The organism is Hoyosella altamirensis, assembly GCF_014191505.1.
GTDB classification, from domain to species: Bacteria; Actinomycetota; Actinomycetes; order Mycobacteriales; family Mycobacteriaceae; genus Hoyosella; species Hoyosella altamirensis.
In genome coordinates this window covers 179,019-196,246 of the sequence record NZ_JACHWS010000004.1, presented here as the reverse complement: position 1 = coordinate 196,246, position 17,228 = coordinate 179,019, and the positions used below count along the sequence as shown (strand labels likewise).

Genomic DNA, 17,228 nt, shown 5'->3' with positions numbered 1-17,228 from the left:
AGTGATCCGGAGGCATGGCTCGTTACACCGTGCCGCCACTCTCCGGACCGCCCAGAAAGGGATGGGTACGTCATTGATGCGTACGTCATTTGTTAGACGGACCGCTCTCGTCAGCGCAGCCGTGCTGACCGCGCTACTCCCGGGGACAGCAATCGGAGTGGCGGAACCCGCCGCACTCGGGAGCACGCTGCCCCCGGAGCTTACGGCCGCGCTTGAACGTGACCTCGGGATCAGCGCCGAAGAGTTTCTGGAACGCTCTGACCTAGCCCAAAAACTGGCTGAGTTCGCGGCCGGACTGCGCGCTGAGTTTCCCGGAGAGTTCGGGGGCGCGTGGATGGAAGGCAGCACACCCACAATTGCAGTCACCACGGAGTCGCTTGCGGAGCGAGTCGAAGACGAGGGCTTCGCGGCAATGAACGTGGCGCGATCTGAGTCTGAACTTCACCGCGACGCCACCGCGCTGACTGACTGGATCGATACGTTGGCGGAACCATTCCGCAGCCTGTTCCGCGGCATGATGGTTGACCTGATGCGAAACAGCGTGGTCGTCGGAGTTTCCGATACCGGAAATGGCAGTCTCACGGATCTATTCGATCTGCCTGCGCTGCTGCAGGACGTGGGGATTCTCTTCACCCCCGCAAACGACATCATCCCCGGGGAAAGCACCGAAGAAGTGCCGCTCGGCAGATCTGGGCCCACGGCACCACGTCACCATCAAGCCATGGGTGGCGATGCTTTTCTCGCCGGTCAGCCCGGCAACCAGCTTCGCTGCTCCCTCGGCTTCAATGGCACCGGCCCTGACAATACTGCCGTGAACATCACCGCCGGGCATTGCAACCCTGACGGCCCCGAGACAGCGCGAGTGCCCGCGACCTTCCTCGGCGGCCCACTCGATGGCCAGCAGTTCGGCAGCTTTACCGAAACCACGATGGACGGCGCGGACTACGGCATCGTCACCATTTCCGACGAGTACGCCGACCTCTTCCGTACCGCAGGGGTACGGGGAGGCAATGACGTCCACGTGACTGGCACCGCGGATCCCGTCGTGGGCATGCCGGTGTGTAAGTCAGGACTGACAACGGGGTTCACGTGTGGTGTGGTGACATCGACGAACCTGCGAATTGATGTGGGATCCCGCACACTCGACAACGCCTTCACGTCCGACATCTGCGCCCTGCAGGGTGACAGCGGCGGCGCAATCATCAGTGGGACGCGCGCGGTCGGGGTTTCGAGTGCGTCCGACGTCGGAGACTTCACCTCTTGCGCAGACGCGGTTCGCGAAACTGGGTTCTTCGGCGAATCGCCCCAGCTCTACGCGACACCCATCAACGATATCCTCGCAAATCTCCCAGGCGTTCAACTGAACGTATCCTGAGCTGCGCGAACTCCGCTGCGGGCCCGTCGCCATCCCTGGCGGCGGGCCCGCAGTGCGGGGTGCGCTTTACGTGTCCGTTACCGAAGTTAGGTCTGCCTGTGCGAAAGCCGAATTGCGCTGGGTAATACCGTTAGGTCAGACGAGTGTGTGTATATCCCAGGACCCCGACCCGGTGACTTGGTTCGGGCCCGAGATACGCGTTCATTCTCGCCCGCGAAAGAAAAGCAAACCCAGGCTAAGTTACTAGCGAGTAACAAGAGGACAGTTACTGGCGGGTAATATAGGCGCGGAGGGATGCGACGGCCCCGGGCAAAGGCTGCCCAGGCCGCCATGACAGAAAGGCCACGACGACATGAGCGACGTGACTTCGGTGACGCTGACGCTCGGCACCATAGCCGCAGTTCTCAGTATCCCGTGCTGGATCATCTTCTTCTCCGGCGCGTGGCGCATGGTCCAGACAATCCGGCTGGGGCAGCCTGACGGAACACGCCTGTTCCCGATCCTGCCGCGCTTCAAGCAACTCATGGTCGAGTTCGCGGCGCACACCCGAATGAACAAGTTCCGCACAGTTGGCTGGGCGCACTGGCTTGTGATGGTGGGCTTCCTGCTCGGCTCCGCGGCATGGCTCGAGGCATACGGCGAAGCGTTCAACCCGCACTTCCATTGGCCGTTCATCGGCGACTGGGGTCCGTGGAGCTTCCTCATGGAGGTCTTGGGCATCGGCATCGTGGTCGGCATCATCGCGCTGATCATCATTCGCCAGCGCAACCACCCGCGTCGACCCGATCGCATGTCGCGGTTCGCCGGCTCGAGCTTCTGGCAGGCCTACTTCGTCGAAGCGGTCGTCCTGGTCGAGGGTCTCGGCGTCATCTTCGTCCGCGCGTCCAAATACGCGGTGTACGGCGGCAGCAACGTCGAATACTTCTTCACACGCTGGGTCGCTGAACTGCTGCCTGCAGAGCCGCTCCTGGTCTCGATTTTCGCGGTCATCAAACTGTTCTCTGGCCTTATCTGGCTCCTTATCGTCGGTCGCTACATCACCATGGGCGTCGCATGGCACCGCTTCTCCGCGTTCTTCAACATCTACTTCAAGCGTGAAGACGATGGTGGCGTCGCCCTCGGCGCCGCAAAGCCGATGATGTCCAACGGTCAAGTCCTCGAACTCGAAGAGGCAGACCCTGAAACAGACTCGTTCGGCGCGGGCAAAGCGGAAGACTTCTCATGGAAGGCGCTTCTCGACTTCACGACCTGCACCGAGTGTGGCCGCTGCCAGTCCCAGTGCCCGGCCTGGAACACGGGCAAGCCCCTCTCGCCCAAGTTGCTGATCCTGGCGCTGCGTGACCACACGTACGCCAAGGCGCCCTACTTGCTGGCAGGCGGCCGGAAGGACATGGCCGGCGAGGAGATCGGTCTCGTCGACAGCGACGGCAACCCAGACGAAGCGAAGCTTGCAAAGATTCCCGAGGCCGCTCGCATCGAGGCGGGGCGTCCGCTCGTTGGCGAATCAACAGGTGACCCTGCCACCGACGGGATCATCGACCCCGAGGTGCTGTGGAGTTGCACCACGTGCGGCGCGTGCGTCGAACAGTGCCCTGTTGACATCGAGCACGTCGACCACATCATCGATATGCGCCGCTACCAGGTGCTCATCGAGTCGTCATTCCCGTCCGAACTCGCAGGCCTGTTCAAGAACCTCGAGGTCAAGGGCAACCCGTGGGGCCAGAATGCCGGTGACCGGCTGAAGTGGGCGGAAGACCTAAGTTTTGAGGTGCCCGTCTACGAAGGCGACTTCGGCGACACCGAGTATCTCTTCTGGGTCGGCTGCGCAGGTGCATACGAAGACCGCGCGAAGCGGACGACCCGCGCAGTGGCTGAGCTCCTTCACATTGCCGGCGTCAACTTCATGGTGCTCGGCACGGGCGAGACATGCACGGGCGATTCAGCTCGGCGCGCCGGTAACGAACTGTTGTTCCAGACACTGGCACAGCAGAACATCGAGACCTTCAACGACGTGTTCGAAGGCCGCACCGAAAAACAGCGCAAGATCGTTGTGACATGCCCTCACTGCTACAACGCCATCGGCAACGAGTACCCGCAGCTCGGCGGCGACTACGAGGTCGTCCACCACACGCAGCTACTCAACAGGCTGGTACGCGACAAGCGCCTCATCCCCGTCGCGGAACCCGCCGACAACACCACCTACCACGACCCGTGCTACTTGGGCCGCCACAACAAGATCTACGAGGCGCCCCGTGAACTCGTCGCGGCGTCCGGCGCAACGCTCAACGAAATGCCACGTCACGGTGAACGCTCATTGTGCTGCGGCGCCGGCGGTGCGCGTATGTGGATGGAAGAACACCTCGGTAAGCGCGTGAACGTTGAGCGCACCGACGAAGCCCTTGCGACTGAGGCAAAGAAGATCGCAACAGGCTGCCCGTTCTGCCGCGTCATGCTGTCGGATGGCGTCACTGCACGCCAGGAATCTGGCCAGGGTGAAGGCGTCGAGGTTGTCGACGTGGCGATGATGCTCCTCGACTCCGTCAAGCGCGGGCTTCCCGACACTGTCACTGTGGGGTCCAAGCGGTCCCCCGCCAAGGTGGCAGTGGCAGCAGCGACAGCGGCGCCGACGACCAAAGCTTCGACGGCGCCAGCCGAAGCCCCCGCTGCACCGGCTTCCGAAGCGCCCGCCAAGGCTGCACCCGCCGCAAAGAAGGCGCCCGCCAAGGGCGGACTTCAGATGAAGGGCGCCAAGAAAGCACCTGGAAAGGCCGCGCCCGCGAAGGCTGCCGCACCGGAGGCGTCCGAGGCGGAAACACCTGCGAAGGCGCCCGCCAAGGGTGGATTGCAGATGAAGGCCAAGAAGGCACCCGGCAAGGCGGCGCCTGCAAAGGCAACTCCGGCCCAGGCAGCGCCCGCTGACGCGGCACCGGCCGAATCGGCGGAGGAAGCCAGCCAAGCGGCGCCCGCAAAGGCTCCGGCTAAGGGCGGACTGCAGATGAAGGCAGTCAAGAAACCCGGCGCAAAGGCTCCGGCTAAGGCGGCACCAGCCGAAGAGTCACCGGCCGAACCCGCAAGCGCCGCGCCTGAGCCCGAGGCAACCTCCTCAGAAGCTCCCGCTGAGGACACCGCTGATAGTGGTGCTTCAGCGCCACCGAAGCCGATCCGCAGCGGTGGGCTCCAGATGAAGGCCAAGAAGGCGCCAGGGAAGGCTGCACCGGCTAAGGCCACCCCAGCCACCTCTGCTGAACCTGCAGCGGATGAGCCTGCGCCTGCTGAGCCTGCGCCTGAGGAAGAGTCGGCCACCGAAGAAAAGGCTTCGGAACCGGCGCCTTCCACCCCGCCTGCAGCGAAGCCGAAAGGCCTCGCGATGCGGCCGGGCGCCAAGAAGCCCGGTAGCAAGTAAATAGGTGACCCAAAATGTGGGCCCCGGATCTTCGTCAGATCCAGGGCCCACATTGCATTCCCGTCACCAGCATTCACACCGCCTTCGCGCTCCGCACCACAGACATATCCCGTGCGCACCACCAAGATCGGAAAGAGTTTCCTGTAGCGCGTCCAGAGTCACAAGGCCGCCGTGCATCGCTGCATCACCGACAACGAGTGCCTGCTCAAACGGCACCGCGCGGGCAATATCGACAATGGTTCTCGCGACGGAGGGTGCGTCTCGGCGGGGCACGTAGCAATTCGGGCAATCCGGCCGCAGCCGAACGAGTTCGCGTGTCCGGCAATTGCGCTTGCGTCGTGAGGGTTAATTCGGCTGACGAGGAGCCGCCTGTTCTTGGTGATCTGTTCGTAAGTCACGCATCCAAGTAATAGCCTCAAATCCGGCGCTCGGCGTGAGGTATCCACAGGAACTCGCTGGTAGCGGCCTGTTCAGGAGTTGTCCACAGACACGGTCATGGCCGTTGCAACACCCCGCTGCGGACTGTTGACGGTTTCGCATCACCAACCGACCCCACACCACAGCCGCGGCCCGTGCGAACGCCCCGGAAATGTGGTGAACGATTGAATAAGCGGGAAAACTACCCGCTGGGTGCGTCACAATCCCGCCCCACCGCACAAATTCGTTCGACAACGGTGGCACGATAGGCACGTGAGCCGAAACGATCCACTGCACCTGCACCACTACCATCCACGAGTCTTGCAGCAGTCCAGCAAGCTCCAGGATGTGCTCTACGAGATCCGCGGTCCCGTACATGAGCACGCGGCGCGCCTCGAGGCGGAGGGGCACCGGATTCTCAAGCTCAACATCGGCAACCCTGCACCGTTCGGTTTCGAGGCACCTGACGTCATCATGCGCGACATGATCGCCGCGCTGCCGTATGCGCAGGGATATTCCGACTCCAAGGGGGTCCTTTCCGCGCGACGAGCGATCGTCACAAGGTACGAGCTGATACCTGGCTTCCCCGAGTTCGACGTGGACGATGTCTTCCTGGGCAACGGCGTATCCGAGCTGATCGTCATGGTTATGCAGTCGCTGCTCGACAACGGCGACGAAGTGCTTATCCCAGCTCCTGACTATCCGTTGTGGACAGCGGCAACCAGCCTCGCTGGAGGAACACCTGTCCACTACCTGTGCTCAGAGGAAGACGACTGGAACCCTGACGTCGCCGATATTGAAGCCAAGATCACCAAGAAGACCAAGGCGATCGTGGTCATCAATCCGAACAATCCCACTGGGGCGGTCTATTCTGACCACGTCCTCAACCAGATCGTCGACCTCGCGCGTAAGCACCGGCTCCTGCTCCTCGCCGACGAGATTTACGACAAGATCCTCTATGACGACGCGAAACATGTCTCACTGGCCACGCTCGCACCTGACCTGCTCACACTTACCTTCAACGGTCTGTCCAAGGCGTACCGGGTCGCGGGCTACCGGTCTGGTTGGCTTGTGATCACCGGACCGAAGGACCATGCGCAAAGCTTCCTCGAAGGCATCAACCTGCTTGCGTCTATGCGGCTCTGCCCGAATGTTCCTGCACAGCATGCAATTCAGGTAGCACTCGGTGGCCATCAGAGTATCGACGAACTCGTCCTTCCGGGTGGCCGCCTCCTCGAACAGCGCGACATTGCGTGGGAGCGATTGAACTCGATCCCGGGGGTCAGCTGCGTGAAACCCAAGGGTGCTCTCTACTGTTTTCCGCGGATTGACCCGGAGGTCTACGAGATTCACAACGACGAGCAATTCGTGCAAGACCTCCTGCTGCACGAAAAAATCCTTGTCGTGCAGGGAACCGGTTTCAACTGGCCGGAACCTGACCACTTCCGGATCGTCACCCTCCCCTATTCAAGGGACCTGACGACAGCTATCGAGCGGATCGGGAACTTCCTCGCCAACTACTCTCAATAGTCCTCGTCGGGGTTTGCCTCGTCGGGGTTTGGCTCGTCGGCGGCAGCGCCACTCGGCGGATCTGGGTCAGGGTCAGGGTCAGGTTGCGACGGCGGTTCGATTGACGTCGGATCCGGCACGTTGGGCGCCGTCGCCGGGGGCGCAATCGCGACCGGGGGGCTGGTCGTTGGCACCACAGTTGTGGGTTCTCTGGTGCGCGTCGGGTCCGGCGCGACAGCCGTCGGCGCGGTGGAATCAGGGGGCGTGGATTGTGCAGAGGTGGGCTCCGCGCTCGTGTCTGATGGCTCCGTCGTCGACAACTCTGGTGGCTGCGTAGTGCTGGTAGCAGTCGAGATCCTGGTGGGGGCAAGGGTAGGAATCGGTGCCATCCATTCCGTGCGCGGTGTCCGGTTCACGTCTGTTTGCGATGGGTACGGATCTCGTTGCGGCACGGTAACCGCACCTTGACGGTCACGGATAATGCTGTCCCACTGGGAGTTGACCTCAGAAGCGAGTACTAGCCCTAGCCCTACGGCAGCGGTGAGGGAAACCCCTACCGCCACCGCTACCGTCCACGCTGGAAATCGTCGGAGCTTTGCTCCGTCTGCAGAACCACCGAAGGGTGACTCAGACAGAAGCCCCAGAACTACCGCGTATGCGGGGTCGGTTGGCCGGAACACAGGGACGCGGAACCATTCGCCAGCCAGACCTGTCACGAAAGGAAGTTGAGCGCCCGCACCAACGACTGCAACAGCTGCAACTGCGACGTCCGACTCAGCGACTGCGCGTCTGGCGCCAGCAAACGAGGTTGCGACGATTGGTGTCAGAATTTCCGCGAGCCGCTCAGCGGTGAGTGAGACGGTCTGCTCCGCAATGATTGCCGAAGCGGGACTGCCGCGTGACAGCGACTCCTTGAGTTCCCTCGCTATCTCCACAAGCTGGCTGTGCATATTCGGCTTCGTCCCGAGGACTTCATCGCGAATATGGGTGGCGATCGCCTCATCGAATGCGTCTCCGCCTGCCGCACGATCCACGATGCAATTTGCAACATCTCCACTAGCGGCATCGACGAAGGAGTACGACGTGGCAACAGCACCTACGTCACAAACCAGGATGTATCCCTGCTGTGGGAGATCAACCGAAGCAGCTAGACCGGCCCATGCCGCAGACCCGCCCGCGAGAACCATTGGCCGGTAACCGGCCGACTCCAGTTCCCTGATGAGACCGTGCGGCGCGGGTTCAGCGATCCGCAATCGACCGTCGCCCGCCAGGGTCAATCGGTGCTGGCTCTCGATGCCCGCAATGAATTGACGCACCCGCTCATTCGAGAGGCCCGCGGCGGGTAAGGCCCCGTACTCCACTCCGCCATCTGCTGTGCGCAGAGCCCAGCGAACGGTGGCCTCGCCCAGCGCGATACCGAGTGTCGCCGCCACCATGCCCCCGCTCTAAAGAACGCCATCAGCAGCACTGCGGACAGATTTCACCGCAGCGCTAATGTCTTATCGCGGGGACACGCCAAATTGGTACAGGCCTGACACAGACCCGGCCGTCCCGCGACGCTGACAGGGCGGACGCTCCTTCACGGGCCCTCAGAACGGGCTCCCGCACGTTGAGGATAGTACGCGAGCTGTCGCGATCAGAATCCCAACGGCACCTCGGTCACGACGTCTTCGTCAGCGCTGTCCGGCTCGTCATCGACATTCGTCTCGTCTTCGGTCTCGCTCGCGTCGCCATCTGGACCGTCGCCTTGGGAGCCTTCGACCTCCGGCGCAACGGGCTGTGCCGCTTCCTCGCGTCCGGGCACATTCTCCGGCTGCTCGACCGGTTCTGCTGGCGGCGGTTCTGCTGGCGGCGGTTCTGCAGGTGGTGGGGGTGGAGCGGGCGGAGCCACAGGCTCATATGGCGGCGCCTCGACCGGCTGAGGTTGCGGCGGGGCGGGCGGAGCAGGGAGAGGTGCGGGTGGTGGCGGGGGTGCTTCCGGCAGCGGTGCCAGTTCCTCCCGGTCGGCGTGGTTTGGAGCCGAATCAGCGGAGTCGTCAGAACCTGTTTTTGCGCTCTCTGACGGGTCAGGGTCCGAAACCGGCGCCGTGAGGCGTTCAAAGTCGTTCGCCGAAGTTGCGGCAAGGTGGACCCCAAGCCCGATGCCTGCAAAAAGCGCGATAACCGCCGCTCCCGCGATGAGTTTTCGCGAGTTAGGTGACCTGCGGTACACCCCTGTTGGCCGACGATGTCCGCTGACCCGCGCCGCTTTCACTACCGCAACACCGCTCGCTGGAGCCGTGCCCGTCTGCTCTGCAGCGCGCGCCGCTGTAACCAGGCTGGCCGCTCCGATCGCAGCAACGGCGCCAGGGTCTTCTGGAACGATTATGGGAACGCTGCGGTAATTCCGCGCAATCGGCGCCAGGAGGACGGCCGACGAACCGATCAAGTAGATCGATTTCACGTCACGCTGCGCATCCTGGGCCAACTGAAGGGCTGCCTGAAAGGACTGCTCCGCGACACTCGCGAGGCGCGCGGTCACGTCGGTGCGATGCACTGTTACGCCACCCACGTTGGCAGTCGCGCGGTCTGTGAGCAGCCTTCTGATCTCGTCGACGCGATGCCGGGATCCGCTCACCTGCTGAATCGCGAGATCAATAGCTCGCTGACCCATGTATGGGTGATAGTCCCGCGCGAGCGTCTCACCAGATTCCGGGTCGACAATGCTCACGGTCGCAGAGTTGTCTCCGAGACTGTAAAGAATGACGTCCCCAGGCGCGATGAAGACACCAATCTCCAGCAGGTAAGCCCACTGTGCGGCCGCGAGATCGACAAACTGCACCACGCGATTCTCGTTCGACCCAAGCGCATCCTCGATCGACTGGATCGGCTCGAGGTTCGGGCTCGCGACCACCACGGACCGAATAGGCCCCGCCCATTCCTGCATCAGCGACACAGCGGTCGCCACCGCATTTCCTATGCCTTCGCTACCGACGGGGACGGTCTGCTCGTCGCATGAACCGTCCGGGTAGCGCAGCGCGGAGCGTAAATGCCGCGCATCCACTGCGATCCCCAGAACCGTTCCCACTTACTGTCCCTTCCCCTGCGCACCAGCAACTTGCACGAGTCACATGGAAGTCAGTGTGCGGGGACAATTCCTTTCAGTTGCGAAAACGTTCCCATTCGCAGTCAAATCGCAACACTAGACACAGGAACTATGCGGCTGCACACCCTAGTGCCCGGTAGGTCCAGCCCGCTTCGGTCCACTTTGGCGCATTGAGGCAGTTGCGCCCGTCAGCCACGACCTTGTTTCTTACGATGCCCTCGAGAGCTGCCGGGTCGAGGTCGCGGAACTCCTGCCATTCCGTGAGCACCAGAACGATGTCGGCTTTCTCGCAGGCGTCGGTGACCGATTCGGCGTAGTCGAGCGTCGGGAAGATCTTGCGAGCATTGTCCATCGCCTTCGGGTCATAGACGCTGACGTTTGCTCCTTTGAGCTGCATCTGGCCGGAAACGTTCAGCGCCGGTGAATCACGTACATCATCAGATTGCGGTTTGAAGGCCGCACCGAGCACCGCTACATTCTTCCCCAACAGTGAGCCGCCACTTGCCGCGGTAGCGAGTTCAACCATTCGAGTACGCCGCCGCATGTTGATGCTGTCAACCTCGCGCAAGAATGTCAGCGCCTGATCGGCACCTAACTCGCCAGCGCGCGCCATGAACGCGCGTATGTCTTTCGGGAGACACCCTCCGCCGAAGCCAAGACCGGCGTTGAGGAACTTACGGCCGATCCGGTCGTCGTATCCAATCGCATCAGCGAGCAATGTGACATCCCCACCGACTGCCTCGCAGACCTCGGCCATCGCATTGATGAACGAAATTTTCGTCGCCAGGAAGGCATTCGCGCTGACCTTCACTAGTTCGGCAGTCGCATAATCCATCACGAGGTAGGGCGTACCCGCCTGAAGTGCTGTCGCGTAGACGTCTCGGAGCAGCGCTTCGGCCTGTCCACCTGGTTTGACCCCGACAACGATCCGATCAGGCTCGAGCGTGTCCTTGACCGCATATCCTTCACGCAAAAATTCCGGATTCCACGCCAGCTCAACGTCATCCCCGGCAGGTGCACGCTGCCGTAAACGTTCAGCGAGGTCTGATGCCGTCCCAACGGGCACGGTCGACTTCCCGGCGATCAGTGCTGGCCTTCGCAGTAGCGGCGCGAGAGTGTCGATCACCGCATGGACGTACTTCAAATCTGCGCCGTAGTCACCGCGTCGCTGTGGTGTGCCAACGCCGAGAAAGTGAACATCTGCGAACTCGGCGGCTTCCTCGTACGAGGTCGTGAACGAGAGGCGGCCGCTCTCGATGTTTCGCCGCAGGATCTCGGGAAGACCCGGCTCGTAAAACGGTACGTCACCCGAACGCAAACGTTCGATCTTCTCAGCGTCAACGTCGACCCCAAGCACTTCGTGGCCTAGTTCCGCCATGCACGCGGCATGCGTTGCACCGAGGTAGCCAGTTCCGAAAACTGCCATCCGAATCGACATGACTGGACAATATGGGCGCTGTGTGAACGCAAAGCATCGTCATTCTGAAGTTCACCCAATCAGTTGTCGTGAATCAGGTCACGGGAACACCGCACTGTTGGGCACTCCTAGATCGGGTACACATTCAAGGCGTAGGCTTCGACGTGAGCCACGTCACTTTTGCACTTGAAGGAGCGAATATGCCGCACCGAGATTCTTCCGAACTCGGCACGCCATGCTGGATCGACCTCATGAGTTCTGAGCCAGACCTTGTGACGCCCTTCTATACCGGCCTTTTTGGGTGGAATTCGGAACGGTCCGGCGAGGGCAGCGAGGACTACGTCATGTTCTACCTCGATGGGCAGCCCGTCGCGGGTATGGGCGCCAACACCGCCGACTCGGGCTTTCCGGATACATGGGTCCTGTATATAGCGGTCGAAAGCGCCGAGACCGTGGCTGCCTCGGCAGAGCAAGCGGGCGGGAAAGTTCTAGTGGAGCCCACGACTGTGGGGCCAGAGGGCCGCTTTGCGATCATCGCCGACCCCGACGGCGCGGCACTCGGCGTGTGGGAAGCTGACCAGCAAGACGGCTTCGGTGTAATCGCGGAGCCCGGCGCACCCGTGTGGTTCGAACTGAACACCCGCGACTTCGACACGGTCCGCACCTTCTACGCCACCGTCTTCGGCTGGCAATACGAACCCCTCGACACCGGGGACGAAAATTTCCGGTACGAGACGGTTACGGTAAACGGGGAGCAGGTCTGCGGCTTATTCGACGCATCTGGCACGCTTCCCGAGGGCGTTCCCTCGCACTGGCATGCCTATCTCGGCACACCCGACACTGACCAGACCCTTCAGCAAGCAGCAGAACTGGGCGGAGAAATCCTCCAGGAACCGTTCGACACCGAATACGGTCGAATTGCGCGCTTCAGTGACCCCACCGGAGCATCCGTAACGGTCTGCTCAATACCCACTCCCGACGACGAAGAGTCACCCGGCTGAACCACCAGCGTGCCGCTTACACATCGCCGCGGAAAGCTTGCTAGACTCGGCAGCCGCAGCCACTTAGGCGGCGCGCCGATGTAGTTCAATGGCAGAACATCAGCTTCCCAAGCTGAATACGCGGGTTCGATTCCCGTCATCGGCTCAGATACATAACCCCAGCTCAGAGCAGGTTTCTGGGCTGGGGTCCTTCTTTTGTGGACGTGGCTGGCACCTCCACAGCACCTCGGACGTAGCGAGCTCATGCCGACGCGAATGCAGAATGTGACAAAATCTAGTGCTATGACTGCGGGCCAGCAAGGTGAGTGGACTCCAACGCCAGAGGGCTTGGATCTGACATGCTTCATCATCTGCCCGATAGGCCATGAAGGTGACGACGTGCGCCGCAGAAGCGATCAGGTGAAGCGGCACATCGTCGACCCTGCGGTGATGCCTCTGGGTTACCGTACCGACAGAGCGGACCTGGTCGACGAGTCGGGCCTGATCGGCACGCACATCGTGAATTCGTTGATTACAGCGGACCTTGTCGTCGCAGATCTGACGCACAGCAATCCAAACGTGTTCTATGAACTCGCGTTACGACATGCGTTCGCGAAGCCATTCATACAGATCATCGACAAGTCTGAACGTCTGCCGTTCGATGTCGCTGGGCAGCGAACCATCTTCTTCGACTACAAGGACCTTGACAGCGCAGCTGACGCAAGGGAGCGCATTAATCGAGCTGCCCGTCAGATACGCGATGGTGGTGATGATTATAAGGCTGAAAGCCCCGTCAGCCAGACGGTCGATCTCCAGCAGTTGCGCAGTTCCGGCAATCCCGAGCAGGTGACCATGGCGGCCGTGAGTGAGTCCCTCAGCGAGATCCGCACTGAGCTAAGGCTTTATCGGCACGGGCAGCCCAGGCCCTACTCCCGCGAACAGACTGAAGCAATTCGACACGTCTTAATCGGCATGGCAGCGGACGGGCGGCTACGAGCGCACGAACTCGAGATACTGGACTCTGCCATCGGAAGCAACAAGAACTACGATGCGTTCTTGCAAGAGCTTCGGAAGCGCATGCCCAGTAGCAGCAGCAACGTTTGGGGCACGTTCGGGTCAAGTAGCACCGCAGACGACGAGCCACCCTTCTAGCGCCCTGATAGACGGGCTACTCCTCCGGGAGCGTACCGTCCGGGACGAATTCCGCCTGCACTTTCAGGTTGGTATAACCCTGCTCGAGCCCAGGAAGACTTTGGGTCCTTCGATTCACCTCAGTTGCGACCACATGCATCGCCGCGACCCGGAGATCACTCAGCTGCTCAATCGAAGGCTCGCCCAACTTGCCCTCTGGATCGTCAATCTCGTGCAACTTCACCAGGTGGGAGTCGCGGAGAGCCTGTTGGTCCGTGACCCCAAACTTGATCCAACCGCTGAACTTGATTCGAATCTCGCTAACCATGCACGCTCCTCTATAGCTGCAACATTTCAGCCGTAGCGTACGCGCGGACTCTGACAAACTCGCCAGGTCTCGGCTGAACGGAGCTTTCTCGCTTTCGAGTCGGACCTCCTAACCCACACCGATCATCTGTACGACATTCGCGGGCTTCGGCGCGGGCTGGCCGAGCGCGCCTAGAGCGGCCATGGCGTCGGTGTGGTCGTCGTCGAACAAGTGCGCGTAGATCGTCAGCGTCGTGGTGACCTTGGCGTGGCCCATGTACTTGGCGATAGCCAGCGCAGGCAGCCCCGCCGCCACGCACAAGCTGGCGTAGGTGTGCCGTAGCGCGTGGAACCGCAGATCCGCGGGTAGCAGCGCCGGATCGCCCCCGCGCTCACGTGTGAGCCGGTTAGCCCGCAGAACCGCAGGCCGGTAGATCGCCTTGAAGAAATTCGGGTGGCGTACTGGCGTGTCCCAGTCGAGTTCTAGGCGCGCTGCGGCTTGCTCCGGGGAGAGTTCCGCCAGGGCTGCCGCTGCCGACTTAATCGCCTTGACGCCCGTCGGCTTCTCCGCGATCAGCCTGAACGCCGGGAACAATGGTGCACTGGGGCTGTAATGGGCGCTGTGCGGCCCGTGCGGGTGCTGCGCCAGGTACGCACGCAACAGCGCCGTAGTGGCTGGGGTTAGCGGTACGCGGCGGCGGCTGCCTTTGGTCTTCGGTGCGTCGTACTGCGGCTGCCCGCCGACGATGATGAAGGTGCGCTCAACCCGCAGTACGCCGGGGCGGGGTGTCGCGTTCGGGTTGCGTGGCGCGGGCGGTAACTCCACGTCCCCTACTTGCAGGCCGCCCAACTCGGCAGCGCGCAAACCGGTCCACGCCGCCACGTGGACCAGCACCCCGTACGGCCAGGGCGTCGCCGCCACGAGCGTGGCAACCTGCGCCGCCGTGAGGAACTGGGCGGGGTCGTCCACCACGCCGGGGGCGCTGCCCTGGGCGCTGGTCTCACTAGGCACCTTGACGTGCTCAGCGAGGTTAACGTCCAGGCGACCATCCACCACGGCCTGCGCCAGCACCATCTTCACGACGAAGTAGTAGTGCCGCACGGTGCTGGGCGCTTTACTCGCAGCGATCAGCTTCTCCACAAAATCGCTGATCTGCTGCCGCGTGATTTGCGCCAGCGGATACCCGCCCAACGCAGTGTCGATGGGACCGCTGGCACGCAGGTAATGGGCGTACCCGGCGCGGGTGCGGGGTTTAAGGTCGTGCCGGGTATCCAGCCACTGCGCAGCTGCGTCCCGGAAGACCACCTGCCCTGCTTTGGCGTCCCAGGTGTGGCCGCGCCGCTGCTTATAGTCGATATCGGTGGCGTAGGCCTCAGCGGTTTGCTTGGTGGTGAACCCGCCCTTAGTGCGGCACTTGCCGTCGGGCGTGCGGTAGCGCACCTCGTACCGGGTGGCGCCGGACTTGAGCGTCTTCTTCTGCACGCTGGCCATCACGCCACCGCCTGGGTTGCGTTGCGCGCCAGCACTTTACGCACCGTGCTGTAGTGCCACTGCTTGCCACCGCTGGGAGTAGGCACACCCTGGCTGGTCAGCTGCACGGCAATTGCCCTGGCTGCCAAGCCTTCCCGCGTGTGCATGTTTACGATGCGCGCCGCCAGTTCGGGCGTGATCATGGGAGGACGTCCAAGCCGCTTGCCTGCGCGGCGTGCGCGGTGCAGGCCCTCGCGGGTGCGCTCACTGATCTTGCGCTTCTCCTCAGCCGCCACGGCCAGGCGAATGTCCGCGAGCAAGCGCTGGCTGGGGTCGCCGCTGTCGGCCTTGTCGCAGTCCATCAGCCGCCAGCCGTAGCGCTCGGCGCGCTTGAACAGCTGAGCGGCGTCTTCCTGATCTCTGGTCGCACGATCGAGCGCTCGCACCAGAAGTGCGTCTGCCACACCAGATTCAATCGCCGCGATAGCGACGTGTCGGCCGTGCATCTTGTCCGCCCGCGCGCCGCTCGCTACGTCAGTAATGACGGTCAGCAACTCGTGCCCGTTGGTTGCGCACCAGTGCTCCAGTGCGTGCCGCTGCGCAGCCAGGCCGTGGCCGCGTGCGCCTTGCTGCTGCGTGCTTACTCGCACGTAGCCGATCACCCGCAGGGGTGCTGTGGTGGTGTCCAATGTTCGCTCCGGTAGTGAGATGAGAGCACCCAACGCGGCTCTTCCCAGATGAGGGTGTAGGTCGGTCGGGCGCGTCGGTCCGCAGATAGACGTCGAGGTCTCCCGACGATGGAGGTTCCTACGCCATCCATCCGAAAGACCTCGACGTGACCGACGCTACCCCGCCGGCCGGCTTCGGCCGCCCTGACCTGACCGCCTTCGCGTCTTATCCCAATCGACTCTGATCGGGTCTGCTGATCCTCTCGACGAGAACGCAGCGACATCACGAGCCACCCAACCCCGACCGTCCGGGAAGCTGGGGCACGTCACATGGCCTGTGCTGCGGGCGTGTCGAGTGGGTCGTCCAGGGGCGACGCAGGAGCGTCGACGCGACGTGCTGAGAGGTGGTTCCAACCGAGCGCTAGGACACTGGCTACAGGCAAGGTGATAGGTCAGGAACGGCGTCGCTCCCTGCGCAGGAGGGAGCGCAGAGTCTCGGCGTTCGCGTAGCCGACCCGTAGCGCGATCTCGGCGGAGGTGAGGTCCGTGGTTGCTGAGAGGTGCCGAGCTCGTTCGATGCGAAGCCGTTGGACGAAGCCGAGCGGAGTGAGGTTGAGCGCCGCACGGACTCGTCGTTCGAGGGTGCGCCGGCTGGTGCCGAGCGACTGCGCGACGAAGGCGACGTTGAACGGTTCGTCCAGGCGGGCGCGCACGAAGCGTTCGAACTCGACGACGATCGGGTCCTCGTGCCGGAGATGTTCGTAGGCGACGAAGGCCGCCTGCGACGGACGCTCGTCGATGATGAGGAGCTTGGCGACATGTTGGGCCAGGTCGGGGCTGATCGATCGCACGAGTGAGAGCGCGAGGTCGATGTGGGCGAACGCGGCGCCGGCGGTGACGAGGTTCCCGTCGACCACGACCATGGTGTCGAGATCGAGGGCGACGGTCGGATAGCGCTTCAGGAACTCCGGCCCCAGGAACCAGCTGGTCGTCGCCCGCCGATGATGCATCCGTCCGGTCTCGGCGACGGCGAACACGCCGGTGCACGCCGCGGCGATCCGGGTGGTCGCCTCGTCGAGGCGCCCGAGCGAGGCGATGACCGAACGAGCATCTCGGCTCTGGAGGGCGTCGTGGGTAGCGGCGGCCGTGAGGGTTCCAAGCGCAGGGACGACGACCACGTCGAACTCTGCGGACTCCGACAGTGGGTGGTCCACCGACAGGGTCATCGATGCCGTCGTGGTCACTCGCCGTTTCGGTCCGAGGATGGCGAGTTTGATCGGGTCGATCCGCGGGTCGACATCGCGGCGGGCTCCGTCGGCCACCCGCACGATGTCGATGATCGACGCGATAGCCGAACCGAAGCAGCCGTCGATCGCGATCAGTCCGATACGCATGACGTAAACAATAGCAATACTGCCGTATACGCCACTTCCCACCGGCCCTCGCTCGTCATACGCTGAACTCGT

Annotated in this window: 12 protein-coding genes and 1 tRNA gene; 6 read left to right on the top strand and 7 right to left on the bottom strand. The window is 62.7% G+C overall.

The features are described from left to right. The first annotated feature begins 76 nt into the window (after positions 1–76). The 3 genes from FHU29_RS20030 to FHU29_RS20020 all read left to right on the top strand — a co-directional run bounded on the left by FHU29_RS20030 (position 77) and on the right by FHU29_RS20020 (position 6,725). Complete coding sequence (locus FHU29_RS20030) at positions 77–1,375, top strand: S1 family peptidase (RefSeq protein WP_064438376.1); 1,299 nt, start codon at positions 77–79, stop codon at positions 1,373–1,375. Between the two features lie 352 nt (positions 1,376–1,727). After that, a complete protein-coding gene (locus FHU29_RS20025; RefSeq protein ID WP_083962061.1) occupies positions 1,728–4,778 on the top strand; it encodes a (Fe-S)-binding protein in 3,051 nt (1,016 codons plus the stop codon). A gap of 690 nt (positions 4,779–5,468) precedes the next feature. After that, positions 5,469–6,725 (top strand): pyridoxal phosphate-dependent aminotransferase, encoded by a 1,257-nt coding sequence (locus FHU29_RS20020; protein WP_064438378.1) that lies wholly within the window; start codon positions 5,469–5,471, stop codon positions 6,723–6,725. On the opposite strand, the gene FHU29_RS20015 is transcribed toward FHU29_RS20020, so the two are convergent. The 3 genes from FHU29_RS20015 to FHU29_RS20005 all read right to left on the bottom strand — a co-directional run bounded on the left by FHU29_RS20015 (position 6,719) and on the right by FHU29_RS20005 (position 11,227). Then, a complete protein-coding gene (locus FHU29_RS20015; RefSeq protein ID WP_064438379.1) occupies positions 6,719–8,140 on the bottom strand; it encodes an Hsp70 family protein in 1,422 nt (473 codons plus the stop codon). The two genes, FHU29_RS20020 and FHU29_RS20015, sit on opposite strands and share 7 nt — an antisense overlap. 200 nt (positions 8,141–8,340) lie before the next feature. Then, positions 8,341–9,771 carry a hypothetical protein gene (locus FHU29_RS20010; RefSeq protein ID WP_064438380.1) on the bottom strand — a complete coding sequence of 477 codons (1,431 nt, stop codon included), beginning with the start codon at positions 9,769–9,771 and terminating at the stop codon, positions 8,341–8,343. A 127-nt stretch (positions 9,772–9,898) separates the two neighbouring features. Next, positions 9,899–11,227: a UDP-glucose dehydrogenase family protein gene (locus FHU29_RS20005; protein WP_183377628.1), complete on the bottom strand. Its 1,329-nt coding sequence runs from the start codon at positions 11,225–11,227 to the stop codon at positions 9,899–9,901. A 179-nt stretch (positions 11,228–11,406) separates the two neighbouring features. Here FHU29_RS20005 and FHU29_RS20000 point away from each other — a divergent pair, with 179 nt between their 5' ends. From FHU29_RS20000 to FHU29_RS19990, 3 genes are all read left to right on the top strand, one after another. Next, positions 11,407–12,207 carry a VOC family protein gene (locus tag FHU29_RS20000; protein ID WP_064438381.1) on the top strand — a complete coding sequence of 267 codons (801 nt, stop codon included), beginning with the start codon at positions 11,407–11,409 and terminating at the stop codon, positions 12,205–12,207. A gap of 74 nt (positions 12,208–12,281) precedes the next feature. Next, a tRNA-Gly gene (locus FHU29_RS19995) sits at positions 12,282–12,352 on the top strand. A 137-nt stretch (positions 12,353–12,489) separates the two neighbouring features. Continuing rightward, entirely contained in the window at positions 12,490–13,338 is an 849-nt protein-coding gene (locus FHU29_RS19990) for a hypothetical protein (protein WP_064438382.1), read from the top strand. A 16-nt stretch (positions 13,339–13,354) separates the two neighbouring features. Here FHU29_RS19990 and FHU29_RS19985 read toward each other — a convergent pair whose 3' ends face one another. The 4 genes from FHU29_RS19985 to FHU29_RS19970 all read right to left on the bottom strand — a co-directional run bounded on the left by FHU29_RS19985 (position 13,355) and on the right by FHU29_RS19970 (position 17,156). Then, a complete protein-coding gene (locus FHU29_RS19985) occupies positions 13,355–13,645 on the bottom strand; it encodes a hypothetical protein (RefSeq protein ID WP_064438383.1) in 291 nt (96 codons plus the stop codon). A 108-nt stretch (positions 13,646–13,753) separates the two neighbouring features. Then, complete coding sequence (locus FHU29_RS19980) at positions 13,754–15,115, bottom strand: tyrosine-type recombinase/integrase (RefSeq protein ID WP_064438384.1); 1,362 nt, start codon at positions 15,113–15,115, stop codon at positions 13,754–13,756. After that, positions 15,115–15,783 (bottom strand): recombinase family protein, encoded by a 669-nt coding sequence (locus tag FHU29_RS19975; RefSeq protein WP_232322832.1) that lies wholly within the window; start codon positions 15,781–15,783, stop codon positions 15,115–15,117. Before FHU29_RS19975 ends, FHU29_RS19980 begins: the two co-directional genes overlap by 1 nt. Before the next feature lie 431 nt (positions 15,784–16,214). Next, complete coding sequence (locus FHU29_RS19970) at positions 16,215–17,156, bottom strand: GlxA family transcriptional regulator (RefSeq protein WP_064438678.1); 942 nt, start codon at positions 17,154–17,156, stop codon at positions 16,215–16,217. Positions 17,157–17,228: the final 72 nt, after the last annotated feature.